Here is a 24,059-nt window from a genome sequence, read left to right as displayed (position 1 = left end):
AAGATTTTTACTTTTGATGTATGCATTACATTCTCCGAGCAGTTAGAAGCACATGATCGAGTCGCTTGGGAAATGCAAGCGGATCAGCACAACAGATTAAATTGATAAGTTCTTCAGGTTCGAATACGTCTTTAAAGACGTTGATGTATTTACCGTACTGATGCTTGATATTCTCAATAGCGGTTTGGAAATTAATTTGAGCTGTCTTTGTAATGGTTTCGATACGTTCAGGCTGTAAATGTTCAGCTAGATCGCGGAAGCATGGATATGCAGCTATAAAGAATTCTGATGGTGCAAGTAGCATGTCAAAAGGAAGAATTCGATCTATAGATTTAAATTCGACCTCTGCACGTTGCCAATTATCGTTGGGATCACCCTCTGCACGACCTTTTTCGTACAATCTCAGATACTTACCTGAGTCACGGCTACCAATACATAATGTACGCCCTTTGCCATTAGGTCTACGCCAATTGCCTTTATGTTCAATATTTGGTGCACGATTACCTAATTGAAAGCCACCTAGCCCATCTTGCATATTGCCCCAATCGACACTAACGTTTTTACCTTCAAAGTCATCATGTGCAATATCAACACGTGTTAATTTAGCTCGTTTAGCTTGAGTAACTAAGAAGTTATAAAGTCTTAATTCCCAACCACTTTTAGCAAAATTACAACCACGTCCATTAATCATAATTAAGATGGTATTACGCTGACCGCCAATGCAGACAAAACCAAAGTCTTCACCTAACACATAGCTTTGGTTATAGAAATTAAGACCATTGTTACGACATGAAGTCGTTGAAAATCCAAAGATATGTTCTAAAAGTGGATCAAGTACAGCTACAGCAGCAGTACAACGATGTGATTCAAGGATAAATTCATCTTCTTGCCAAAGGTGATCACCCAGTGACTCTAAGCCGATTGTAAAGTTGACCCAATCAATGACAGCAATCTCATTATCAGCAGGCATTCTGTATTCAATGTGCTTCACGCCATCGTTTGTCATGATCATGTGACTTGATGGAATTGTGTATAGCGGATTGTGTTGGTACGGGATATCTGCGTCTTGTGGACGAGTATCGAATTTCTTTACCCCCATCTTATTAATGGGGGTTCCAACTGCCGATTTTTTCATTCCCCCCGATAAAACAGTGGGGATTGGTTGTTTTTTGTACTTATCCATCAGCAAATCCCCATCGATCTAAAATTATCGTTTTCAGCTTTGATTGCGTCACAGTAGGCAGCAACTTTAGGATTTTTATAGCCCCACTGGTTCATCGTTGATTCAATGTAAAAAAGGACGAATTCAGTCTCAAAGGCAGGATTACCACCGACAATGAGTTCGACACCCCTGTCATGGATGATTTTGGCTACAGTCTCGAAAGCTAGTTCTTTTTCCATTTTATAAATCACAAATTTATAAATCATTTATCAAGGATAAAAACATAAATCACATATAAACACAAGCACTAATCACAAATTCATTTAGAATTAAGTGATTTTAAAAGGATTATGTAATGGCTAAGACATTTCGATTTACAGACGAAGAAGAACAAGCACTAAATGAAGTTGCTTTAAAACTGAATAGAGACCTAGTAAAAGCTGGGAAAAAACCACTACGTGATACAGAAATATTTCACGAAATAATTAAGCAAACTTTGCTCAATGGATTTATAGAAGTAACAAGAGACGGAAACGTCAAAGTAGAAACAAAAAACTAAAAGTAGTGATTAAATTATAAGCAACCACTACCCTGCCCATCAATTGCGCATAATGAAGATTGATGTTAAATAACGCTGATTTGCATGTGAGAAATATCATTGCAAATCAGCTATGTAACATAATCTTCGTACACATTATACGCACCGATCTGATATTGATCAATGCCAAGTATCTGCTTTATAATGAATGATTATTTTATTATTCATGTTGATTGACCACCCACGTAATTTAAGCATAAACCCAATTCGATCCTTGCTTATGGCTCACATCGATTCAAATATTTAATAGAAATTACCCTTAGCAACTTCTCGATAAAACTTAGGCGTGACGTTTGTCCATTTTTTAAAAGCACGGGAAAAATGAGAAATATCTGCATATCCTAGACGCTCAGAAACCTGCTCAATTGATAACTTACGTTGTCTCAATAAATGCTCAGCATGCTTTCTACGAACTTCTGCGGCTAGAAGCTGAAATGCTGTCTGTTCATTCGTCAATTGTCGTTGTAGTGTTCTTTCTGAAATATGAAGTTTCTCTGCGACCTGTTTTAAAGATAAAAAGCCCTCAAACTCATCATAAATTAGCTCCTTTACTACTGATGTCACGTTATCTTTGCTTCTTCTTTTTAAAGTTAAGTTCTGAGCGTCTTGTTTGCATTGCTGTTTAGTTAGCCGAGCTACCAATGCATCTGCAGTTTTAAGCGCTAAACCAAGCACATCCTTTTTTAAGATTAGACAGTCATTTTTATGACCAAAACTGACATTTAACCCATTAAACTTTCTAAGTTCTTTGTAAAAAACAGGTTTATCTTGCTGAAATCTAAAAATGATTTCCAATTTGTGTTGAACTAAATTTTCCAATATCTGTGCAAATCCAAAAACCAAGAACGTAATACCATGCGTATTCAATCTAAACTTTTGTAAAGGCTGATTAAAATATAGATACGCCATTTCTTCATCGACTTTAAGTCTAGGCTTAAACACCGAACAATGTAAGCCAATAAATTGTTCTAAGACCTCTATTGCATCCCCTAAAGTTTCTGATGCTGTTGCTGCAATTCCAACATGTCCATAACAAGAAACTTTCATCTCTTTTGCAAGATATAAACTTATTGCTGGCTCTTTTGTAAGTAGTGCTGCTTTTTCCAATAAGTAGTTAAAGACATTGAAATCCACATACCAAAATGGAGCATCTAATTTTTGCGAGGAAATACCTGTCCCAGCCAAAAGCTGTTCCGAAGAAATATCCCACTTTTTAACGACATCTACCAATAGATTGACATATGTGCCAGGTAATTCAGGGTTCATCACTCATCCTTTTAGATGCTACATTTGGCGTGAAATGGTAAATATTGGCGGTTTTAGAACTATGCCATTTTTTAGCTTTTAGGCATAGTATATCTATCTAAAAATTTACATATTAAGGTTATTGATCAATGAATGTTTTGATTGTTCATGCACATCCTGAGAAACTTTCTTTTACTGCGGCGCTAAAGAATACGGCCCAACAAACTTTTGAGCAATTAGGTTATACCGTTGAGGTTTCAGATTTATATGAAATGAATTTCAATCCAATTGCATCAAAAGATGATTTTGAGCAGCTTAATCAACCAGAATATTTCAATTATGCACTTGAGCAACGTCATGCTCTGAAGCAACAACAATTTTCTAAAGATATTGAAATCGAAATTGAAAAAGTAAAACGTGCGGATCTGATTTTATTTAGCTTTCCGTTGTACTGGACATCGGTTCCCGCCATTTTAAAAGGTTGGATAGATCGTGTTTTTGTTTCTGGTCTTTTTTATGGTGGTAAGCGCTTTTACAATCATGGTGGCATGACTGGGAAAAAAGCGATGCTTTGTTTGACTCTGGGCGGACGCAGCAACATGTTTGGTGAAAACACAGTACATGGCCCTATTGAACATTATTTATCATCTATCCAACGCGGCACACTCGCCTATGTTGGTTTTGAAGTTTTACCGCCATTTATGGCTTATCATGTACCATATATCAGCAATGAAGATAGACAAAATATTTTAATGAATTTTGAAGACTATATTAAAAACTTAGATGATTTAGAAGCGCTTGAATTTCCACATTTAGAAAATTTTGATGAAAAAATGAACCCACTTACATAAGAAATAAGAATAGAGACTGCGACTAAGTCCCCAAGCAAAGCCGCAGTCTCTATATTTGTGAAATTCTTAGTTGCTCGCCCGTTGCAGCTTATAACATTCGTCTAGCGCAAGTTCATAATACGCTAAACCTTCCTGAGCTGCTAAGAACGCTTTTCGTTGCATGTCTGGATCTTTATCACAAAGTCTCTTAATCAGCTCCATCGCTTCATAAGGATGTAGATCATCATAGTGAGCATGTGCTCTTAACCAAGCCAGCGATCGTTTATTGATATTGACCTCTGGGTTTTGAGTGTAACTTTGCACCCCTTTATAAACTTGTATGCTCCAATCCCCTGTCGCCCATTCTATTGCAAGATTTGTCGCGGCTATACTTTCAGCTAAACTACCTCGAAAGTTGACATCCCATAAAAAATGATTGACGGCATTCATCGCAGCGGGTGGTCTGACCGTATTTAACATTTCAACAGTTAGCCCAAAACCACCTGCCCAATCCTGATACCAACTCAGGTGGCGCTCTTCAACTTTAATATTTTGAATCAGCCAATCACGAGTCTCTGTGACCCCGTTCTGCGAGAACGATGTGGCTTTGGCTAGGGTTCCAGCCATATATGAGGGAAAATGAGCAACTAAAGGATAAAAGTTCAATAATGCTGAACGAAAACATTCAAGGCTTAATGAACCACTTGCCATATCTAAAAATAATGGGTGTTTGCTAACTCGTTCTTTTGCAGGCAAAAGTTCATCCCAGAACTTTTGTGACCAGCCAGAATGAGCTGTGATTTCCAACTTTGTTCCATATTGACTCATAGCAGTCATTGCGATGCATCCTATTTCGTATGACTTGACTCAATCACATTCCATGATTGCTGCTTTTTTATAAATTGTATCCTAATATCCTAAATATACAATCACCATTCTTCGATTTGTAGTTGTTTTGTTTACCGATCATCTTTTTTATTGAAATCATTCTATTAGATCGCTCAATCGACTCTAAAAACTCTGAAATAGTGTAGGTTTTAAGCATAAAAAAAACATTGTGACAAAAAATTGACTTTTTTTGATTATCTAATACACATTTTAATTAATTCAGTGTAACGTAGTAAAAAAGAATTCCTACATCTGACTTACATAAAAAATCTTTAGGGGTGGTGAGAGATAAAATGAAGTTGAAGGCTTCCAATATCTTGGGACAAGAACAAATCGACTTGTTAATATCTCGCGGGCTAAATTTAGTTTGGTTTCCTAAAGAATTAGAAGCGATCTATCGAGATCAGTATAGAAATGAGGCCGCACACGAGTTTCGTTATCGTGGTCCCATCATTCTAGGTCTGTACTCATTTCTTAGTTTCGGTATTTATCAAGTATTACCACCAGACATGCGACTTGAGTGGATTTCGTACTATGGATGGGTGGGTATTATTATCCTAATCGCATGGTTACTTTCCTTTCTCCCAATTATGAATCGATGGTTCGATCATTATGTCTGCATAGGTTCAGCGGGTGCTGTTGCTATTACTTTGATCAACGTATTAGAACAAGGCCAAAACAACGTGTTATTTCACGCTGCAATGATGTATGCAGTGGTTATTATCTATGGTTTCGTTGGTATGCGTTTCTACACAGCGATCATTGCTGGTTGGTGTGGTGGTCTTGTGGGTGTCGCAGCCAGTACATGGTTAAATGGCTCAATAGATTGGACTTTTTTAAATAGAACTTATACGTTTAGTAGTTTCTTGGGTATGGCCCTCGCCTATGCCACAGACCGACAGCATCGAGAAAATTATTTACAAAACTGTATGATCGAATTAAATCGATTAGAACTCATGCGTCAAGCACAACAACTCTCTATTTTATCGCAACAGGATGCTTTAACGGGTTTAGCAAATCGTCGCTATTTAGATGAAGTATTGGAAAATGAGTGGAAACGTGCAATGCGCCACGAAATGCCAATCACCATCATGATGATTGATATTGATTTCTTCAAACCATATAACGATACTTTGGGGCATATACAAGGCGATCAATGTTTAAGACGTATTGCGATATCACTGGGTTCGCTCACCTCAAGAAGTGGCGATCTTGCTGCTCGCTATGGTGGCGAAGAGTTTTTACTTCTGTTTTCAATGACCGACCAAGAGCAGGCATTAATACAAGTCCAAAGACTGATGGATGTCGTTCGTAATATAAATATTAGCCATCCAAAAAGCCCTGTCTCTAAGTATGTAACCATTAGTGTCGGTGTGACAACCATGACACCCAATATAAATGATAGCCTGTCAGAGTTTATTGCTCAGGCGGATCATGCTTTATATACCGCAAAAAGTAATGGCCGAAATCAATATCATATTTCGACTTCAGAAAACATGATTTCTGAAGCGCTATAACTTATTGTTTAAGCATCAACTAAAATAATAATAAAATCAAGCGCATAATAAATATGTGCTTGGTTTCGAATTTTTGAATTAAGCTTCAATTGGTTTAAATGGAGGTACTACATCCGCATTTTGTGCGCGGTGTCGTAAAAAATGATCCATGAGTACAATTGCTAACATTGCTTCTGCGATTGGTGTTGCTCGCACGCCAACACAAGGATCATGACGACCTTTGGTTAACACATCAGTGTTTTCACGATCAATGTTAATCGTTTTACCCGGTGTGGTAATACTTGCTGTCGGTTTTAGTGCAATGGCGACACGGATGGTTTGACCACTCGAGATCCCACCTAAAATTCCACCAGCATGATTAGCAAGAAAACCCTCAGTGGTCAATTCATCACGCGTCTCATGACCAAACTGTCCTGCAACAGCAAAACCATCACCAATTTCCACACCCTTTACCGCGTTGATACTCATCATCGCATGGGCAATATCAGCATCCAAACGATCGAATACAGGCTCACCCCAACCCACAGGTACTTTTTCAGCCAAGATCTCTAACTTCGCACCGCAGCTTGTGCCTTGCTCACGTAAAGAAGTGACCAATTGCTCAAAGCGTGGAACTGCATCGATATCTCCACAGAAAAACGGATTATTTGGAACTTCAGCCCAATCTAGTTTTTCTGCAACTTCATTACCGATTTGAGTCACGTGTCCGCGAATATCAATACCAAACTTTTCAGCCAAATATTTCTTAGCAATCGCACCTGCTGCAACACGCATTGCCGTTTCACGGGCACTTGAACGACCGCCACCACGATAGTCACGGAAGCCATATTTTTGTGTATAGGTATAATCAGCATGACCAGGGCGGAAAGTTTGCGCGATGTTGCCGTAATCTTTAGATTTTTGATCGGTATTACGAATCAATAATCCAATCGGTGTGCCCGTGGTTTTACCTTCGAAGACACCTGAAATAATTTCAACTTGATCAGGTTCTTTACGTTGCGTGGCAAATTTAGATGTCCCCGGTTTACGGCGATCTAAATCTTTCTGCAAATCATCTTCGCAAAGTTCAAGACCTGGCGGCACACCATCGACAATTGCCATTAAGCCAACACCATGTGATTCTCCACATGTTGTCACTCGAAAGAGTTGCCCAATACTATTCCCTGCCATGCTTTTGCCCCTTAGTTTTGAACGGATTGCTGAAATACGTCTTTATAACGACGGCATTGTTCAGCTGTTAATGCAAAAATACCTGAACCGCCTTTTTTGAAAGTTAACCAATGGAAATCAACGGTATTGAAGTTCTGGCGCATTGCCCACTCTGAATTTCCAACTTCAATAACGATCAAACCATCTTCAGTGAGATAATCAGCCGCTTGCGCTAACATTTTACGGACTAAATCCAAGCCATCTTGACCCGCAGCTAATGCGAGCTCTGGCTCATGTAAAAACTCTTCTGGTAAATCTGCCATATCTTCTGCATCCACATACGGTGGATTGCTGATGATCAGGTCATATTGGTTTTCAGCAGGAATTTTTGCGAATAGATCAGACTCAAGCAAAGCGACTTGATATTGTTTATCGTGATGTTCAGCGTTAATTGATGCGACTTCCAATGCTTCTTTTGAAATATCAGTTGCATCAACTTCAGACTCTGGGAATGCATAAGCTAGTGCAATTGCGATACAACCAGAACCTGTGCACATATCTAAAATACGTTGTGGTGTTTTAGGATTCTTATTTTCAGGCAAACTATTGATTGCCTCAAGCATCTGTCCACTTTCATCTAAGCAATAAGGTGCAAAACGTTGTTCAATCAATTCTGCAATTGGTGAACGAGGAATAAGTACACGCTCATCGACATAAAATGGTTTGTTAAAGAAATAAGCAAGATTTAATAAATAAGACGTTGGAATCCGATCATTGACACGGCGTTCCAATAGGCTCAAGAATTCAGCTTTTTCACTTGGCAATAATTTAGCATCTAAAATTTCTGGATCAGCTTTCCACTCAAGTGAGATTGTTTGCAAAACCAGTGCAGCACTTTCTGCAAAATAATCTTCTGTGCCTTGTCCTAAGTGTGCGTCGTATTGACGAAGTGCAGTTACACCAAAACGAATAAAATCTCGAATGGTTACTAGATTTTCAGCCGCTTCTTGTAAATGTTCAGGGCTGATTGTAGGTCGCTCCACTTAGGCGTCTCCAAAAGTGCTAATTGCAAAACGGTTTATTTTACCTGAGCCAAGAAAAGCAAAGCAACGCTTTAACAAGTTTCTAACCCGCTTGAGGCTTATTTAACAAGAAAAAACCGCTTCAAATCAAAGAAACGGTTTTATATCGTATTTATTTAAATTTTTAACGTGACAAATATCTCGTCAGATCTTCGATACCTTTCAAAGTCATCGGATACATATGATCTTCAAAAGTTTCTTTAATCCATTGAATCGTTTGGGTGTAATGCCAATAGCCTTCCAATTCAGGATTGAGCCAAGCTGTTTTGTCGAAGTGTTGGCGTAATCGTCTTAACCATACTTCGCCTGCTTCTTCATTCATGTATTCGACAGAGCCACCAGCAGACTTTAACTCATATGGTGCCATACTTGCATCACCCACAACGATGACACGATAGTCACGTCCATAGGTATGGAATAGATCCCACGTATTCATCCGTGTTGAACTACGGCGATGATTATCTTTCCAAACATAATCATATAGACAGTTATGGAAATAAAAATATTCTAAGGTTTTGAATTCGGACTTCGCGGCACTAAACAGTTTTTCACATTCAGCAATGTGAGCATCCATTGAACCACCGACATCAAATAACATCAGTACTTTGATGCGATTACGGCGTTCAGGAACAAGCTGTACATCTAAAATGCCCTGTTTTGCTGTTTCTCGAATCGTACCATCAACATCCAGCTCTTCAGCAGCACCTTGACGCGCAAACTTGCGTAAACGGCGTAAGGCGATTTGCATTTGGCGTGTACCCAAGACTTGATCATCATCTAGATTTTGGTACTTACGTTGTTCCCACACTTTTACCGCTGAACGTTTACGACCCGGTCCACCGATACGTACACCTTCAGGATGATCACCAAAAGCACCAAAAGGTGAAGTTCCACCGGTGCCCACCATGCGATTACCGCCTTGATGCTTCTTATGTTGTTCACGTAAACGTTCTTCCAACATCTTCATCAGTTCTTCAAGGGAACCTGCTTTTTGTAGTTCGGCTCGTTGTTCAGGAGTCAGATGCTTCTCTAATAGCTCCAGATCAAACCAATCTTTGGGCAGCTTATGAACTTGTTTAAGCAATTCGTCTAGATCGAAAGTTTCAATGCCATCGAAATAGTCTTTCATGGCACGATCAAACTTATCAAAGAAGCGTTCATCTTTAACTAAAACTGTTTTAGCCAGTTGATAGAACTGTTCTTGATCAGCAAACACAAGCCCTGATGCAACCGCCTGATTGAGATCAATCAGTTCACGTGTTGTGACTGGCACCCCATATTTGCGTAAGGTGTAAAACAATCGAACAAACATTGAAAAACACTCTTAACGGCGTGACATAAAGGCTAAACGTTCAAGGAGTTGTACATCTTGTTCATTTTTAATCAAAGCGCCATATAGTGGTGGAATGGCTTTAGATTTATCATGATTACGTAATACATCTTCAGGCATATCATCTGCCATTAATAGGCTTAACCAATCAATGAGTTCTGAAGTTGACGGCGGTTTCTTTAAATTTGGAACTTGACGTAGTTTAAAGAAGACTTGCAAAGCCTCACTGACCAAGGTATTTGAAATACTTGGAAAATGAACCGCGATAATGTCACGCATCGTTGCTTCATCAGGGAATTCAATATAATGGAAGAAACAACGGCGCAAGAATGCGTCAGGCAATTCTTTCTCATTATTCGAAGTAATAATCACGATCGGACGCTGTATCGCGGTAACCGTCTCACCTGTTTCGTAAACATAAAACGACATTTTGTCGAGTTCATGCAATAAATCATTTGGGAATTCGATATCTGCTTTGTCGATTTCATCAATCAATAACACACAACGTTCTTCACTGGTAAACGCTTCCCATAATTTACCCGGTTTAATATAGTTTTTAATGTCATAGACACGATCATCACCTAACTGGCTATCACGCAGTCGTGACACTGCATCATATTCATACAAACCTTGCTGCGCTTTGGTCGTTGATTTGATATGCCAAGTAATGAGCTTTAAACCGAGACTCTCTGCAACCTGCTCAGCAAGTAATGTCTTGCCTGTGCCCGGCTCGCCTTTTACCAATAACGGTTTTTGTAGCGCACGTGCAGCTTTGACTGCAAGTTTCAGGCTATCAGTTGCAATATATTGATTTGTACCAGCGAAGTGTTGTGTATCAGCAGACATTTTAAAACCTTATTTTTCTATCTTTAACAATGTGTGGATGTATACCTAAACTGAACGTGCAGTTTTATTTGCCGTGTATTTTGACCAGCAAAAGCCAATCAATAGGCCGGTACCAATGACAAATAAAATCAATGATAAGTTCGACCAGATTAAAACATGTTCTTTGGTGAGCACACCAAAAATCAAACCAAAAATAGCAGGTGCTAATGCTGAATTGGGACCTTCTGAAATCGTAGGTGTTGCAAGAATCGCAAAAGCAACAATCCACAAGATTCCACCAATTGGGTTTGGTAAGCGTGTCATCAAACGATACCAGCACCACAATGCAATGAGTGTTCCCGTAACATATACAATGATTGCAACATTCTCTTCAGGAAATTGATCAAGTACTGAAAGAATGTTTGCCCATATTGCAGTTAAAGTTTCAAGCACCACGCAAACCCTCTGGTTCTACCGCATTTGGATTGATTAATCCCTCTGGCGGCATCTGCATAAAAAAGCCTTTGGTCTGTAATGAGTCTAAAACATGAAGCACATTTACACGTGCAAGTTTACGTTCAGGATGAAGTTCTAAATGCATCACAAAAGTTGCTTTGCCAAATGCTTGTAGAACTGTTTCAGGAACACCTTCAAATGGATTTTCGAGTTCCTTGTCATCAGAATGATTTGGACTAGCAATATACATATACATTTCGTCTTTTTTGCTCGATCTATAAATATCGCAGTGCATGTTTACTCACAACTCTTAACAATCTTAGGGGCTATTGGTCTAGATATCATCTCAACAGACCATAAACAGCATACATGAAAAAAAAAACAGGTACATTAATGAATGTTAACGCAACAGTCGATTTTTTGACTACCTTGTTTATCTGGAAATTTTCATTTGTGTGGCTAAATATTCAGTGTCCTGTTGCAACAATGCAATCAATGGTTCTGTGAGAACATCATAACGCCACCCAAGTAAATAGCTTGGTAACTCTTGCTCAGGCAAATGAAAAACCACATGCTCATAAATGGCATTCAGCCATTTTTTACGCAGCAAGACTTCTTTTGGTATTCCTGTTTGCATAACAATATCATCTATCAGCGCATCTACTTTAGGCGCGACTTCTTTAGAGTTACTTTTTACTGGTCGAGCCATTTTTAATGGCCAATCATCTTCAGGAGGTAAAAACTTCAACAAATCTAAAATCGTTCGACCATGCTCACGCACTACATTCGGTCGTATTTCTTTAATCTGAGCCAGTTGAAAATTATTATGTGGGTTCTTTTCCACCAAATCCAGCATGGTGGTGTTTTTCAGAATGAAACTGCGTGGCTGGTTCATTGCTTTGGTAATTTGATCTCGCCAAATACTCAATTGTTGTAACTGCATCAACTCACGGCGTGTATGACGATAATTGCCAATATTAGTATAAAGCTCTGGAAGTGGTGTTTCCATTGCAATTTCTTTGGTTAAGTTTTGACAATCCTCTAGAACATATTGGTACTGACCTTTACGTTGTAGATCATTTTTTAAGGCATCTGCAAGCTTTACCAAATACAGTACGTCGTTGGCTGCATAACACATCTGCTTCTCGGTGAGCGGTCGAGCTAACCAATCTGAGCGTGTTTGATCTTTTTCTATATCAATATTTAAGCAAGTTTTGAGCGCATTTTGATAACTCACTTGAAGCCCATGTCCAAGAAATGCCATTGCCACTTGAGTATCAAAAATATTCTTTAATGGTTTCTGATCAGCATAGTGATAGATCAGATCAATGTCTTCACTACACGCATGGAAAATATTTTGTTGTGCGTTAAATACTTTTTGCCAAAAATGCGATAAGTCCAGTGCGGCCCCATCCAATAAGGAAACATGTCCATTTAGATTAATTTGGCAGACTCCAAGTTTTGGATATAAGGTATCGACCTTAATAAACTCAGTATCAAGTGCATAGGTGGAACATTGTTCCATTTGGGAGAGGAGAACAGCTAAATCGTTTTGCTGTTGGATAAATTGAAACATATTTGCTCAAATACAATAATAAAAGAACCATTGGCGACTAGCTGTTAAATACAGTCTGAACCGTACCGGGTTTGTCGGAGACTCAATATTCTGAGAGACTATTCCGATGAAAAAACCAACCTATACCCCCGAAATTAGAGAAAGAGCGGTTCAATTACTAATTGAATCTGAAAAAGATTATCCTTCTACTTGGGCTGCAATCACAGCAATTGCGCCTAAGATTGGTTGTACTCCTGAAACACTTCGTGCCTGGCATCAAAAGCATTTAGATCAGCAAAATCCTATTAAAGTACAACAGATATCTGATCAAGAAAAAATGAAGCAAATGGAACGTGAAATTAAAGAATTAAAGCGTGCCAATGAAATTCTACGTAAAGCAGCCGCTTTTTTCGCCCAGGCGGAGCTCGACCGCCCACACAAATAATGGTGGATTTCATCCATAACAATAAAGACTTATATGGTGTTGATGCGATTTGTAGGATTTTACCGATCGCAGCTTCAACCTATTACCGAACTTTAGATCTCGCTGACAATCCAGAACATCGAGCGAAACGAGATCTACATGATGAGCATCATGCTGAACAAATTAAACGAATTTGGAAGGAAAGTTTAGGTCGATATGGTGTACGTAAAGTTTGGCAAAAATTGAAACGTGAAGGCTATGTTATTGCACGTTGTACAGTTGCTCGATTGATGCAGAAGCTAGATATACAAGGTGTTTGGCGTGGTAAGAACAAACAAACTACCCGCAACCGAGATGATCAAAAACGAGCAGATGATTTAGTGAAACGTAATTTTAGTGCTGATCGACCTGACCAATTATGGGTCAGTGACTTTACGTATATTCAAACTCATTCAGGCTGGGTCTATACCGCCTTTATTATTGATGTGTTCTCACGAGCAATTGTTGGATGGAAAGTATCTACACGGATGAATACAGATATGGTGCTCGATGCACTTGAGCAAGCATTGCACGATCGAGGCATGCCAAAGAATGTGATTCATCATTCCGACAGGGGTGTGCAATATCTTTCGATTCGCTATACCAATCGTTTAGAAGCAGCAAATTTACGAGCATCAGTCGGTACAACTGGTGATTCATACGATAATGCTTTGGCTGAAACGGTGAATGGCTTATACAAAACAGAGGTGATTGAATATTTAAAAGCAGATTGGCAAGGTTTAGCAGATGTACAACTTGCGACACTAAACTGGGTAGATTGGTTCAATAAAAAGCGTGTACACAGTGCACTGGGTTATGTGTCGCCTTTTGAGTTTGAAGCAATGTACTATGATAAGATTAACCCGTTAGGTCAGGTGGCTTAACTTAAATAAAAAAGTCTCCGACAAACCCGGTACGGTTCAGTCATCGTACATGCGAGATTAAATGTAAAAAATTAATCAGTATTCCACATACACAACATGAAATTACTCCTATTCCTTTTAATCAAAAAACGAAAATCCTTTTCGCCCGCCAATAGTGCCATAAATTCCAGCAAATAGATCTAGAATAATGTTAGACAAAATGTAAAAGTTAATTATTTGTTTAAATTAACAACATGAATTTAAAATAAATATAAGAAAATAGCATGAATCTGCTATTTCATCCGCATCCGATTATGTACTGCCTGACTCAAAGTATGGCTATCCACATATTCTAACTCGCCACCTTGTGGTACACCTTGTGCGATCCGAGTCATATGAAGTGGTAAGTGTTTGGTTGCTTCTACCAAATAATGTGCTGTAGCCTGACCTTCAACCGTTGCGTTGGTGGCCAAAATCACTTCTTGGATTTTGCCTTCGCTTAACCGTTGGATCAGATATGGAATACCAATCTCTTCTGGACCAATACCATCTAAAGGCGATAAATGCCCGCCCAATACATGATACTTACCCCGAAAACTACCACTTTGCTCGATTGCCATCACATCTGCTGGGGATTCAACTACACATAACAGTTGCTCATCACGTTCAACTGAAGCACAAATATCACAGATTTCATTTTCAGTTAAAGAGTGGCAAATATGACATTCATGAATATGACTGGATGCTTCATGCAAGGCATAAGATAAAGCAAATGCGCCTTCACGATTTTTCATTAATAAATGTAAGGCCATACGCTGGGCGGATTTCGGACCAACACTCGGTAAAATACGTAATGCATGAACCAACTGTTCAAATCGTTCGCTAAACATAAAAATTGATACTTCTTAGGAGGGTCCTCCTCATCTCTCATTCTTACGATACTTGAATTGCATCGCATGGAGAAATCCCAAAAATCAATTATTGCTATTTAAGGGAAAGCTCCCTTTATGACAAAGGGAGCTTAGAGGAAGGATTAAATTTAAATTAGAACAAACCTGATAAGCCTGGTGGTAAACCCATGCCTGTATTTGCGCCTTGTAGCTTCTGTTCAGAAATAGCTTCAACTTGACGCGCTGCATCATTGATAGCAACAACAATCAAATCTTCAATAATGTCAGCTTCGTCTTGCAACAGTTCTGGGCTGATTTCGATACGCTTAACGACATTGCGGCAAGTCATGGTCACTTTAACCAAACCACCACCAGCTTCGGCATGAACCTCGGTATTTGCAAGCTCTTCTTTCGCTTTTTTAAGATTCACTTCCATGTCTTTTTGCATGCGTTGAGCTTGCTGCATGAGCATATTAATGTTCATAAGTCTCTCTCGTTAAATTAAATCTAAACCACGTGATATATCGCGAATAATATCATCAATATCTTCTAAGCCTACAGAAACACGAATTAAACCTTCTTCAATTCCTGCAGCTTGTTTGGCCTCAGCCGACATTCTACCATGCGAGGTCGTTGCTGGATGCGTGATTGTCGACTTTACATCACCCAAATTACTGGTAATAGATAAAAACCGAGTATTATCAATCACAGTCCAAGCACCTTGGCGTTCACCTCTCACAACAAATGATACGACTCCACCAAAACCTTTTTGCTGTCTTTTCGCAAGTTCATGACCCGGATGATCAGGTAAACCCGCATAGTATACTTTTTCAACTTTATCATGTTGATGTAACCATTCAGCAAGCTTTTGGGCACTTTCACAATGTGCTTTCATACGAATACTGAGCGTTTCTAAACCTTTAAGGAAAATCCACGCATTAAACGGGCTCATTGAATTGCCTAAAGTACGAATAACACCATTTACTTCTTCAAGTAAATCATGTTTCCCCACCACTGCACCGCCTAAAGCTCGACCTTGACCATCAATATATTTAGTTGCTGAATATACAATCAAATCAGCACCAAACTTAATCGGTTGTTGTAAAACTGGTGTGCAGAAACAGTTATCAACCGCAAACAATGCACCATGCGCATGGGCAATATCAGCGATGGCTTGCATATCACCCACTTGAGCCAATGGATTAGACGGCGTTTCAATAAACAGTAAACGTGTATTTGGTTGAATCGCCTGTTTCCAGCCGTCAAGATCGCCTAGATCGACAAAAGTCACTTCAACCGCAAATTTAGCGACATATTTTTCAAACAAGGCAATAATCGAACCAAAAACAGCACGTGAACAAATCACATGATCGCCTGCTTTCAGATACGCCATACAGATTGCATGTACAGCCGCCATGCCTGAACTGGTTGCAACCGCACGCTCCGCACCATCAAGTACAGCTAAACGCTTTTCAAAAGCTTGTACAGTTGGGTTGGTATAACGTGAATAGGTATTTCCTGCAATTTGCCCAGAAAATTTAGCAGCAGCATCAGCGGCGCTTTCACAAACAAACGATGACGTTAAAAAAATAGGCTCACTATGTTCACCTTCAAAAGTACGATTATGTCCCGTACGAATGGCGAGTGTTTCAAGTTGATATTCTAAATCATCGCTTGGATTCATGGTTTTATATGCCTTATGATCAATGGTCCTAATCCCCCTTTATAAAAATGCTTTTCATAAAGGGATTATCAAATCCTATCTATATATGCCAACATTTTGATCGCCTAAGGTATTTGAGGTCAAGGTATAAGATGAAATTATCGCTTAGACTTCGCGCAATCTTGACTCATGATGAGACTTTAAAAGATGAAATCACTTGTGGAACTACAAAAAGTAAATTTTAAACACCTCGCAATGCGCATATTTGAAGCAGACAAACTGGTGTTATCTCAATCTACCCCCTATCAAGTGATTGCTCAGTTTAAACAAACCCGTGTCCGCTTTTACGCTTCAGAGAACAAACGCTTTAAAGAACCTCTTGTATTTGTTGCTCCTCTAGCGATTAATATGGATATTTACGACTTATATCCCTATCGTTCTTTGGTGAAGCATTTTCAAGAAGCTGGATTTGATGTTTATTTGATTGACTGGGGCAAGCTCACTTATAAAAACTATCGCGTTGATTTTCTATCTTTCATTGAGAGATTCATTCCCAAGTGTATTGAAGCAATTCAACAACATGCCAACTCAGAAAAAATTTCTTTGCATGGATGGAGTATGGCGGGCGTATTCGTCACGCTTTATACCGCGCACCATCAACCAAGTGTGGTGAAAAACTTAATTGTTCTCGGCAGTCCGATTGACAGTTATGCTTCAGGCTATATCGGCAAACTGTATAAAACCTTGGCATCGATCACCACACGCAATGCCACAATCAAAGACTATGTCTACAATCGACTCCCTAAATTGATGATTCATTCACCGGGTTTCCTAAATTCACTCGGATTTAAGTTACTTGACCCTAAAGGTTGGATTGATGGCAATATTCAATTATTAAAAAATTTAGATAATCTTAAATTGGTTCAAGAAGATGCAACGCTGAGTCATTTCTTAAACAATATGATTGATTATCCGGGTGGCGTGAATCAAGACATGCTCTTTAATGTCTGGCTGCAAAACCCCTTAAAAAATGGCGCGATCACACTCCAAGATAAAACCATTGAACTTAAAAACATTGATTGTTCTTTACTCGTGGGTGCTGGAAAATCAGATCAACTTGTTAGTTCCGAATCCGCATTTCCGCTTACCCAGTTGACAAATAGTCAAGATGTCACGTTTACTCTTATACCTGGCGGGCACTTAGGTTTAATGTCTAGTCAAAACAGTTCAATTGAGTTTTGGCCAACATTAACCACATGGTTAGCTGAACGATCAACTCCAATGAAGGAATAAGCGATGATTCAATCTGTTGCATTTATCGGTTTAGGCGCGATGGGCTATCGCATGGCAGCACATTTACCAAAACATTTCGATCAAGTCTTAGTCTGGAATCGTAATTTTACAAAGGCTGAACAACATGCAACAGAATATGGAACCATCGCTGCTGAGTTGTCTCAAGCTGCACAAGCAGACATTATTTTTTCTTGTTTACCAACCAGTAGTGACGTTGAAAGCTTAATAGACAGTATTGAAATCAAATCTGGGGCGATTTGGATTGATTGTACCAGCGGCGTTCCTGAGGCAGCGCAGCGTCTTGCAGAAAAACTAAAATCACAAAATGTTGATTTCTTAGATGCACCTGTCAGTGGTCAAACCGTTGGCGCCGAAAATGCGACTTTAACGGTTATGGTGGGTGGAAATGCTAACGCTTTTGAACGTGCTTACCCTGCGATGGCTGCGGTTGGGAAATTGATTCAACACGTAGGTGATTCAGGTGCTGGTTTTGCGGTGAAAGCGATTAATAATATGTTGCTCGCTGTGAATTTATGGTCAGTTGCAGAAGGTTTTTCTACACTAAAAGCGCATGGTGTCAATTTAGATGCCGCACTTAATTGTATTAATGCTTCTAGCGGTAAAAGTTTAGTCACCGAAAATATCTTTCCTCAGCGTGTTCTGAGCCGTGAATTCCCTGTGACCTTTGCTCTACCTTTACTGGCTAAAGATACAGGAATTGCTTTAGATCTAGTGCACGAAGCTAAACTTCCTGCGCCTATACTCGCTTTAACGCAAAGTTTGATTCAAGCTGCGAGTTTAACTGCCGAACCTAATAGTGATTTCTCTGCTGCTGTGAAAATGTATGAGTCTTGGAGTAAAATCACGCTGGAATAAGACATCTACACTTAAAAATTTTATAGCGTAAATTTTTCTCTTTATAATGTTAAAAGCCGCTCTTTTGAGCGGTTTTTAATGATGATAAATAAAATAATTTACTACAGTAACAGATAGTTACGCTGCTAGTGCTCTAGATGTATCTTGGACTCATATTTATGCACAAACTTCCTGTACCCGAAAATCTTCCATATGATCTGACTACAATCTACTATCGCCTTTTTATGCAGCTTCCTCTGGGGGAGTTAAAGGAGACAATAGACTTAGAAGCAGCGCTTAACCAAGTGAACGCAAGTGATGTCTATGCTTTACAGGATTATCCACCTCATAATCTGTCAGCTTATGTAGGTTGGGCTGTTAATTCAGAATTAACCCAAACTGCAAGTAAACAGCGTCCACTAGTAATCAATGATCTATATTTTTGGGGACAACAACTCTATCGTTCACTAAATCCATATAAATTGGAGCTGAGCGGCCAAAATTTACTAAAAATCCCTCAATATACAAGACTCCCAAAATATGTTGATGCTATCATTTCTGAAAACGATCAGCGTTTAGATATTTCTGATTATGATAATAAAAAAATTATAGCGCCTGTCTCTACAATGCAAGGCGTTATTCAGCAAGGCAGTGTAATTAAAAAAGGTGATCTGATCTTAGCTAAAAATGAGAAAATCTCACCAGAAAAATTGATTGCACTAAGACGTGCTGGAATTAAAGAACTAACAATTTATAGAAATCTACGAATTCTGGTTGTTAGTATGCATACTTTTGACGAAGAGCATTCACTTTGTGAAGAAAGCTTGTATGTTAAAGACGTATTGAAAACGTGGGGTTATAACGATGTCGATATAAAACTGCTTAAACCACAGCGTTATGATTCAGCATTCAATAGTCTAAAGAAAGAAAAAGACCCTGCTTTAGAAGAAACATTAACAACAGATTGGGAAAGTTATAATCATTTTTTTGAAGATCATATTCCAAATTTTGATGTCATGATTCTATGTACACATAAGAATGTTGGTGGTTCCGTATTTTCAATCGGAAAAATTGCGGCCTTTGATCCAAGTAGTACGGCGTTAAATTATGAGACTCGTTTTATTCCCGCCAGTGAAATGAGTATCCTTAAAAGTTTGCCTAGAAAGCCCCCTGTGCGTGAAACTGTACAGCTATATGATGATCAGGGTAATCATAGAGGTTCCAAGACCGTCACCACAGAAGATAAAACAACGATCATTAATTTGCCTGGCGATATGCAAGATATTGCCTTATTGATGCATTTAATAGTGAAGTATATATTAAATAAACATATCCCAGATTTTCTCAGCAATATCTTTTTAAAAGGCCAAATCAATAGACTTCCGTCATAAATCAAAAAACGTACAATTTATTTGATCTTAAATTAATCAGCAAAATTATTTAATTCAAGAGATAATCCTTGGATGAAATTCAAAGATATTCAAAAATTATCAAACGTTAAGTTTCGTAGGCTTACCGGTGTTAGTTGGGCTACATTTAACCTCATGTTGGCCGAGCTAAATAAGCATTTACCTCGTCATATTGGTAAAGGACGACCGCATAAATTACCGTTGGAAGATCGTTTGCTCTTATGTATAGAATATTGGAGAGAATATCGAACATTTTTCCATCTTGGTATGAGTTACGGTGTATCTGAAACGAGTGCAATTCGTATCACACGTGTTATTGAAGATACCTTAATCCGTTCTGGAAAATTCAACTTGCCAAAACAACTTCCTAATCGAGATGAAGTGGATTGGGAAGTTGTTGTGATTGATGCCACTGAAATATTAGTTCAACGTCCAAAAAAAACAGAAGAAATGGTATAGCGGTAAAAAAAAGCGACATACCTTTAAATTTCAGCTATCTATGCACTATATAACAGGTGAAATACTGAGTGTATGTGGAAGTCATGGAAGCATGCATGATTTTAAAATATTTAAAAAAAGCATGAGGAAATTAAAATTTAAGCCCTTTTTTATCGTTGATAAGGGTTATTTAGGGATAAAGAAATTGGGTTTTGGATGCCTCATGCCATCTAAAGCAAAGAAAACTGAAAAACTAGATTCTGAATTAAAAAAGTTAAATAAAGAGATTGGTCGTAGACGAATTCAAGTAGAGCATGTATTTGGAAGGATGAAATGTTTTAAGATTTTATCTTGTGTATATAGAAATCGTCGTAAAAGATTAAACCTGCGGTTTAATTTACTTGCTGGCATATACAATTTAGATTGGGTGAAAGATAAACAATTAAATTGATTGAAAAATGATTTATGAAGGAAGTCTAATCAAGAAATTGAGACTGACCAAAAGAAAAAGAAATTGTTATGGGGCAAATATCAACTACATGATGATGGCCAATATTCTATTGAGATCATTGAAAAGCAATGCTCATATCAAATTGAACCTTTTCTTACCGCGAACTGTATTGTAATCATCCCTTTTGCTGAACAGCCGATTCAAGCAAATGAAATCGTTTATTTTATGAAGATTGATTATATGTAAATTTATAACAAGTACTATCATAAAAAACCATAGCTTAATTTTTGTTATGGTTTTTATTAGCAAAATTATTTACTATTCACATCAATTTTAAATATCTTTCCATTACAGACCCAAACGGTATAGGTCTGCATATCAATCTCATAGACATATTCTGTTGCGTTGCATGAATATCGACCATCTCTATGTTTAAAATATCTTGGATAGGATTTGCCCATTTTTCTGAGTAAATCTCTTTCACTATCCCCTACGCTAACAAGCTCATAGGATGAACGCATTGAATTGGTTTCTCTTGCAAAAGTACTGACTGAGATAAAAGTTGAAATTATTGCTAGTATTATGAAGTATTTCATTTTATGAACCATTTGTTGTTTAATTCACATAATTTATCAAATGGTAAAAATAAAGTCATTAGAAAGCGTATTATAATGCCTGACTTTATCGCTGCTTAGAACAGCGGACTCATAATCCGTTGTTCAATTCAAATGTTAAACAATATGAATAGCTAATTTTCAACATCCACACCTTAACAATAGTAAAGACTTAAATACTCAACCATATAAGAAAAATTGCTTTTAGAATCTAATCTTATCCTTAAAACCTCTTTAATGTACATTTTTGTCCCATAAGCACATGGTGATCTAATTTACTCAATGTTAAAAATTACTTAGTCAATTTAATTCGAAATTTCATCTTGGGTGACATGTATGATCACAGAAAATCATCAAATTAAAGCAAGAAAAGTATATTTCGATTTTTCTGAATCGTCCGTATGTTGGATGCCGAACGATCCTCTCTGCTCGCACATAGCCAATGGTATAAATATGCTCTTACCTGCTGGTGAGTTTTGGTTCTGTCGAGTATTTAATAAAGCCATCCCATATATTACTGATGCTAAATTAAAAGAAGAAGTTATTGGATTTGTCCGCCAAGAGGCAGCCCATGCCCGTGCTCATGAAAAGGCACAAGATTTTCTCAGGGAAAATGGCTATGACATACAAGATCCATTAAACCGTGCTCACCTTGTTTTCAATATCCTATTAGGCGATAAACCATTAGGTATCCCTTTTTTAAGAGGTGAGAAGCTTGATGAATATTGGTTACTGTTTCGTGTAGGTGTGATTGCCGCAATTGAGCACTTTACAGGTACTATTGGGCAATGGACACTTGATAGCAAGTCTTGGGATAAAGCAGACCCTGCTATGACCGATTTATTCCGTTGGCATCTAGCTGAAGAGGTTGAACATCGTTGTGTCGCTTATGATTTATTCGAACATCTATTAACAAACAAGTTAGGTTTCTACGTTTCTCGTCAGGTCATTATGATGGCAATTTTTCCACTGTTTATTTACTTCCTTGCAGATTTCGCTCGCAGTCTTGGGAAACAGGATTTAGAACATCAAGACATTCAGAAATTAATGCGTCGTGGATTCTTTGTTTTTATTCGTGAATTTGAAAAAACGGCTACGAAAACAGATAACCTCCCAACCATTAAATATCTATGGAAAGCGACTTTACGTTGGGTATCGCCAAAATTTAATCCGATCCATGAAGGTGATACTGAACAAGCTTTAGCATATATGGCCCGCTCACCGGCGGTACAGTACTTTGAAAAAATGACACAACATAGCTCAAAGACTAATGTGGTTCCGTTAATTAGACCACTCAATTCAGTTTTATAAGTGATAAATCCGCTCTAAATATTTAAATTATGCTGCCATTACTTTTAGTAAATGTTGATCATAAAATTCATTTGGTGTTGCCTTATTCAAACTTGAATGAGGACGTATCATGTTATAAAAATCCAAATATTCAGCAATTGATAGTTTCGCTTGTTTAACCGTATCGTAAGCCTTCAAATAGACTTCCTCATGCTTCACGCTGCGCCATAAACGCTCAATCATTACATTATCCATCCATCGTCCTTTCCCATCCATACTGATACGGATATTTCGCAATTTTAACTCATTCAAAAATGCCTCGCTTGTGAATTGACTGCCTTGGTCTGTATTAAACACCTCAGGACAACCATATTTCACAATTGCTTCTTGCAACGCATCTATGCAAAAGTCTGTTTCCATACTGATCGATACTCGATGAGCCAGTACTTTACGACTATGCCAATCTATAATTGCACACAGATAGACAAAGCCTTTAGCCATAGGAATGTACGTGATATCTGTACACCAGACTTGATTAGAGTGATCGATGACCATGTTTTTCAACAGATATGGGAAAATACGGTGTGCAAGATTAGGCTTACTGGTATTGGGTTTTGGATACAAGGCATGTATTCCCATCAAGCGCATTAAACGTCGGACTTTACGCCGACCTATTTGATGTCCTTGACGCTGTAGCATATCTCGTATCATTCGACTGCCCATAAATGGGTAGTCGAGATGAATTTCATCGATTAGACGCATCCAACTCAAATCAGTTGATGAAATCTCTTTGGGCTTGTAATACAACGTACTGCGATTGATTTGAATCAATTGCGATTGTTGTCGTACCGAAAGTTGATGGGTCTTATCGATCATTTTTTGCCGCTCAGCTGCCCTATTTTTCTGAGCGCACCTTCTAAAAAATCAATTTGCAATGCCTGATGTCCTATCTTGGCATGTAGAGCTTTGAGGTCAATCTCTGGTTCTTGTTGTGCTGTTGGTCGTGAAAAAATATTGACTGATTGCTCAAGCAGTTGATTTTTCCAATCGATGATTTGGTTTTGATGTAAATCGAATTGAGTAGAAAGTTCAGCGAGTGTGTGGTCGCCTTTAATTGCTGCGAGAGCAACTTTAACTTTAAACTCTGCTGAATGATTACGACGTTTTCTTCGTGTCATGGTTGACTCCAAAAA

The 24,059-nt window shown here is 38.3% G+C and carries 25 protein-coding genes, 2 pseudogenes and 1 other annotated feature; of the genes and pseudogenes, 11 read left to right on the top strand and 16 right to left on the bottom strand.

Annotation, left to right across the window (positions count from 1 at the left end; genetic code table 11):
- Positions 1-25: 25 nt before the first annotated feature.
- Positions 26-1,183 (bottom strand): replication initiation factor domain-containing protein, encoded by a 1,158-nt coding sequence (locus F991_RS10205; protein WP_004671084.1) that lies wholly within the window; start codon positions 1,181-1,183, stop codon positions 26-28.
- Positions 1,183-1,401 (bottom strand): hypothetical protein, encoded by a 219-nt coding sequence (locus F991_RS10200; RefSeq protein WP_034595631.1) that lies wholly within the window; start codon positions 1,399-1,401, stop codon positions 1,183-1,185. The genes F991_RS10205 and F991_RS10200 overlap by 1 nt, the downstream gene beginning before the upstream one ends.
- A 116-nt stretch (positions 1,402-1,517) precedes the next feature.
- Here F991_RS10200 and F991_RS10195 point away from each other — a divergent pair, with 116 nt between their 5' ends.
- Positions 1,518-1,721, top strand: a complete 204-nt coding sequence (locus F991_RS10195; RefSeq protein WP_004671081.1) for a hypothetical protein — start codon at positions 1,518-1,520, stop codon at positions 1,719-1,721.
- A gap of 282 nt (positions 1,722-2,003) precedes the next feature.
- Here the strand turns inward: F991_RS10195 and F991_RS10190 are convergent, their stop codons facing one another.
- Positions 2,004-3,026 carry an AraC family transcriptional regulator gene (locus tag F991_RS10190; RefSeq protein ID WP_004671079.1) on the bottom strand — a complete coding sequence of 341 codons (1,023 nt, stop codon included), beginning with the start codon at positions 3,024-3,026 and terminating at the stop codon, positions 2,004-2,006.
- Positions 3,027-3,154: 128 nt separating this feature from the next.
- Here F991_RS10190 and F991_RS10185 point away from each other — a divergent pair, with 128 nt between their 5' ends.
- On the top strand, positions 3,155-3,856 hold the full coding sequence (locus tag F991_RS10185; RefSeq protein WP_004671077.1) for an NAD(P)H-dependent oxidoreductase: 702 nt from the start codon (positions 3,155-3,157) through the stop codon (positions 3,854-3,856).
- A gap of 66 nt (positions 3,857-3,922) precedes the next feature.
- Here F991_RS10185 and F991_RS10180 read toward each other — a convergent pair whose 3' ends face one another.
- Complete coding sequence (locus F991_RS10180; RefSeq protein ID WP_004671075.1) at positions 3,923-4,672, bottom strand: iron-containing redox enzyme family protein; 750 nt, start codon at positions 4,670-4,672, stop codon at positions 3,923-3,925.
- Between the two features lie 344 nt (positions 4,673-5,016).
- On the opposite strand from F991_RS10180, the gene F991_RS10175 reads away from it, so the two are divergent.
- On the top strand, positions 5,017-6,240 hold the full coding sequence (locus F991_RS10175; protein WP_004671073.1) for a GGDEF domain-containing protein: 1,224 nt from the start codon (positions 5,017-5,019) through the stop codon (positions 6,238-6,240).
- A gap of 78 nt (positions 6,241-6,318) precedes the next feature.
- On the opposite strand, the gene aroC is transcribed toward F991_RS10175, so the two are convergent.
- The 7 genes from aroC to F991_RS10140 form a co-directional block, all read right to left on the bottom strand.
- The gene (gene aroC, locus F991_RS10170) at positions 6,319-7,410 is read right to left on the bottom strand and encodes a chorismate synthase (RefSeq protein WP_004671072.1); all 1,092 of its coding nucleotides are present in this window, start codon (positions 7,408-7,410) and stop codon (positions 6,319-6,321) included.
- Positions 7,411-7,421: 11 nt separating this feature from the next.
- The gene (gene prmB / locus F991_RS10165) at positions 7,422-8,432 is read right to left on the bottom strand and encodes a 50S ribosomal protein L3 N(5)-glutamine methyltransferase (protein WP_004671071.1); all 1,011 of its coding nucleotides are present in this window, start codon (positions 8,430-8,432) and stop codon (positions 7,422-7,424) included.
- Positions 8,433-8,595: 163 nt separating this feature from the next.
- The gene (locus F991_RS10160; RefSeq protein WP_004671069.1) at positions 8,596-9,783 is read right to left on the bottom strand and encodes a vWA domain-containing protein; all 1,188 of its coding nucleotides are present in this window, start codon (positions 9,781-9,783) and stop codon (positions 8,596-8,598) included.
- A 12-nt stretch (positions 9,784-9,795) separates the two neighbouring features.
- Complete coding sequence (locus tag F991_RS10155) at positions 9,796-10,647, bottom strand: AAA family ATPase (protein WP_004671067.1); 852 nt, start codon at positions 10,645-10,647, stop codon at positions 9,796-9,798.
- Between the two features lie 45 nt (positions 10,648-10,692).
- Entirely contained in the window at positions 10,693-11,079 is a 387-nt protein-coding gene (locus F991_RS10150; protein ID WP_034595535.1) for a hypothetical protein, read from the bottom strand.
- Positions 11,072-11,377, bottom strand: a complete 306-nt coding sequence (locus tag F991_RS10145) for a YcgL domain-containing protein (protein WP_004671063.1) — start codon at positions 11,375-11,377, stop codon at positions 11,072-11,074. The genes F991_RS10150 and F991_RS10145 overlap by 8 nt, the downstream gene beginning before the upstream one ends.
- A gap of 138 nt (positions 11,378-11,515) precedes the next feature.
- Positions 11,516-12,658, bottom strand: coding sequence for a ribonuclease D (locus F991_RS10140; protein ID WP_004671061.1), 1,143 nt, complete (start codon positions 12,656-12,658; stop codon positions 11,516-11,518).
- 106 nt (positions 12,659-12,764) lie between these two features.
- Between F991_RS10140 and F991_RS10130 the strand changes: the two genes are divergently transcribed.
- Positions 12,765-13,984, top strand: a protein-coding gene (locus tag F991_RS10130) for an IS3 family transposase (protein ID WP_145972635.1) whose coding sequence is annotated in 2 segments (ribosomal slippage) — positions 12,765-13,041 and positions 13,041-13,984 — 1,221 coding nt in all. Because the reading frame shifts where the segments join, the coding sequence is not laid out codon by codon here.
- Positions 13,040-13,156 (top strand) — a sequence feature (AL1L pseudoknot). It overlaps the preceding gene by 117 nt.
- A gap of 272 nt (positions 13,985-14,256) precedes the next feature.
- Here F991_RS10130 and recR read toward each other — a convergent pair.
- From recR to F991_RS10115, 3 genes are all read right to left on the bottom strand, one after another.
- Positions 14,257-14,853 (bottom strand): recombination mediator RecR, encoded by a 597-nt coding sequence (gene recR, locus F991_RS10125; protein WP_004671058.1) that lies wholly within the window; start codon positions 14,851-14,853, stop codon positions 14,257-14,259.
- Positions 14,854-15,007: 154 nt separating this feature from the next.
- Positions 15,008-15,337 (bottom strand): YbaB/EbfC family nucleoid-associated protein, encoded by a 330-nt coding sequence (locus tag F991_RS10120; RefSeq protein WP_004671056.1) that lies wholly within the window; start codon positions 15,335-15,337, stop codon positions 15,008-15,010.
- A 12-nt stretch (positions 15,338-15,349) separates the two neighbouring features.
- Entirely contained in the window at positions 15,350-16,537 is a 1,188-nt protein-coding gene (locus F991_RS10115) for an O-succinylhomoserine sulfhydrylase (RefSeq protein WP_004671054.1), read from the bottom strand.
- Positions 16,538-16,723: 186 nt separating this feature from the next.
- Between F991_RS10115 and F991_RS10110 the strand changes: the two genes are divergently transcribed.
- The 6 genes and pseudogenes from F991_RS10110 to F991_RS10080 all read left to right on the top strand — a co-directional run.
- A complete protein-coding gene (locus tag F991_RS10110) occupies positions 16,724-17,809 on the top strand; it encodes an alpha/beta fold hydrolase (protein WP_004671053.1) in 1,086 nt (361 codons plus the stop codon).
- 3 nt (positions 17,810-17,812) lie between these two features.
- Entirely contained in the window at positions 17,813-18,685 is an 873-nt protein-coding gene (locus F991_RS10105) for an NAD(P)-dependent oxidoreductase (protein ID WP_004671052.1), read from the top strand.
- A gap of 158 nt (positions 18,686-18,843) precedes the next feature.
- Positions 18,844-20,055: a molybdopterin-binding domain-containing protein gene (locus tag F991_RS10100; protein WP_004671051.1), complete on the top strand. Its 1,212-nt coding sequence runs from the start codon at positions 18,844-18,846 to the stop codon at positions 20,053-20,055.
- A gap of 72 nt (positions 20,056-20,127) precedes the next feature.
- On the top strand, positions 20,128-20,532 hold the full coding sequence (locus tag F991_RS10095) for a transposase family protein (RefSeq protein WP_000669095.1): 405 nt from the start codon (positions 20,128-20,130) through the stop codon (positions 20,530-20,532).
- A gap of 37 nt (positions 20,533-20,569) precedes the next feature.
- Positions 20,570-20,962: pseudogene (locus F991_RS17195) on the top strand (transposase family protein); the annotation flags it as partial.
- 24 nt (positions 20,963-20,986) lie between these two features.
- Positions 20,987-21,208 (top strand): annotated as a pseudogene (locus F991_RS10080) (molybdenum cofactor biosysnthesis protein MoeA); the annotation flags it as partial.
- A gap of 65 nt (positions 21,209-21,273) precedes the next feature.
- Here the strand turns inward: F991_RS10080 and F991_RS10075 are convergent.
- Entirely contained in the window at positions 21,274-21,558 is a 285-nt protein-coding gene (locus F991_RS10075; RefSeq protein WP_034595533.1) for a hypothetical protein, read from the bottom strand.
- Positions 21,559-21,912: 354 nt separating this feature from the next.
- Between F991_RS10075 and F991_RS10070 the strand changes: the two genes are divergently transcribed.
- Positions 21,913-22,887: a metal-dependent hydrolase gene (locus F991_RS10070; RefSeq protein WP_004671049.1), complete on the top strand. Its 975-nt coding sequence runs from the start codon at positions 21,913-21,915 to the stop codon at positions 22,885-22,887.
- Between the two features lie 27 nt (positions 22,888-22,914).
- On the opposite strand, the gene F991_RS17190 is transcribed toward F991_RS10070, so the two are convergent.
- A protein-coding gene (locus F991_RS17190) for an IS3-like element ISAcsp5 family transposase (RefSeq protein ID WP_119026777.1) occupies positions 22,915-24,044 on the bottom strand; the annotation gives its coding sequence in 2 pieces (ribosomal slippage) (positions 22,915-23,792 and positions 23,792-24,044; 1,131 coding nt in all).
- Between the last annotated feature and the right edge of the window lie 15 nt (positions 24,045-24,059).

The organism is Acinetobacter sp. CIP-A165, assembly GCF_000367985.1.
In the GTDB taxonomy this organism is placed as follows: Bacteria; Pseudomonadota; Gammaproteobacteria; order Pseudomonadales; family Moraxellaceae; genus Acinetobacter.
Note: the sequence above shows the minus strand (reverse complement) of the source record. Positions and strands in the feature narration are given on the sequence as shown.

Excerpts from the sequence above, each read along its gene's own strand:
- F991_RS10205 (WP_004671084.1), bottom strand. The coding sequence starts at position 1,183 with ATGGATAAGTACAAAAAACAACCAATCCCCACTGTTTTATCGGGGGGA.
- F991_RS10200 (WP_034595631.1), bottom strand. The coding sequence starts at position 1,401 with ATGGAAAAAGAACTAGCTTTCGAGACTGTAGCCAAAATCATCCATGAC.
- F991_RS10195 (WP_004671081.1), top strand. The coding sequence starts at position 1,518 with ATGGCTAAGACATTTCGATTTACAGACGAAGAAGAACAAGCACTAAAT.
- F991_RS10190 (WP_004671079.1), bottom strand. The coding sequence starts at position 3,026 with ATGAACCCTGAATTACCTGGCACATATGTCAATCTATTGGTAGATGTC.
- F991_RS10185 (WP_004671077.1), top strand. The coding sequence starts at position 3,155 with ATGAATGTTTTGATTGTTCATGCACATCCTGAGAAACTTTCTTTTACT.
- F991_RS10180 (WP_004671075.1), bottom strand. The coding sequence starts at position 4,672 with ATGACTGCTATGAGTCAATATGGAACAAAGTTGGAAATCACAGCTCAT.
- F991_RS10175 (WP_004671073.1), top strand. The coding sequence starts at position 5,017 with ATGAAGTTGAAGGCTTCCAATATCTTGGGACAAGAACAAATCGACTTG.
- aroC (WP_004671072.1), bottom strand. The coding sequence starts at position 7,410 with ATGGCAGGGAATAGTATTGGGCAACTCTTTCGAGTGACAACATGTGGA.
- F991_RS10160 (WP_004671069.1), bottom strand. The coding sequence starts at position 9,783 with ATGTTTGTTCGATTGTTTTACACCTTACGCAAATATGGGGTGCCAGTC.
- F991_RS10155 (WP_004671067.1), bottom strand. The coding sequence starts at position 10,647 with ATGTCTGCTGATACACAACACTTCGCTGGTACAAATCAATATATTGCA.
- F991_RS10145 (WP_004671063.1), bottom strand. The coding sequence starts at position 11,377 with ATGCACTGCGATATTTATAGATCGAGCAAAAAAGACGAAATGTATATG.
- F991_RS10140 (WP_004671061.1), bottom strand. The coding sequence starts at position 12,658 with ATGTTTCAATTTATCCAACAGCAAAACGATTTAGCTGTTCTCCTCTCC.
- recR (WP_004671058.1), bottom strand. The coding sequence starts at position 14,853 with ATGTTTAGCGAACGATTTGAACAGTTGGTTCATGCATTACGTATTTTA.
- F991_RS10120 (WP_004671056.1), bottom strand. The coding sequence starts at position 15,337 with ATGAACATTAATATGCTCATGCAGCAAGCTCAACGCATGCAAAAAGAC.
- F991_RS10115 (WP_004671054.1), bottom strand. The coding sequence starts at position 16,537 with ATGAATCCAAGCGATGATTTAGAATATCAACTTGAAACACTCGCCATT.
- F991_RS10110 (WP_004671053.1), top strand. The coding sequence starts at position 16,724 with ATGAAATCACTTGTGGAACTACAAAAAGTAAATTTTAAACACCTCGCA.
- F991_RS10105 (WP_004671052.1), top strand. The coding sequence starts at position 17,813 with ATGATTCAATCTGTTGCATTTATCGGTTTAGGCGCGATGGGCTATCGC.
- F991_RS10100 (WP_004671051.1), top strand. The coding sequence starts at position 18,844 with ATGCACAAACTTCCTGTACCCGAAAATCTTCCATATGATCTGACTACA.
- F991_RS10095 (WP_000669095.1), top strand. The coding sequence starts at position 20,128 with ATGAAATTCAAAGATATTCAAAAATTATCAAACGTTAAGTTTCGTAGG.
- F991_RS10075 (WP_034595533.1), bottom strand. The coding sequence starts at position 21,558 with ATGAAATACTTCATAATACTAGCAATAATTTCAACTTTTATCTCAGTC.
- F991_RS10070 (WP_004671049.1), top strand. The coding sequence starts at position 21,913 with ATGATCACAGAAAATCATCAAATTAAAGCAAGAAAAGTATATTTCGAT.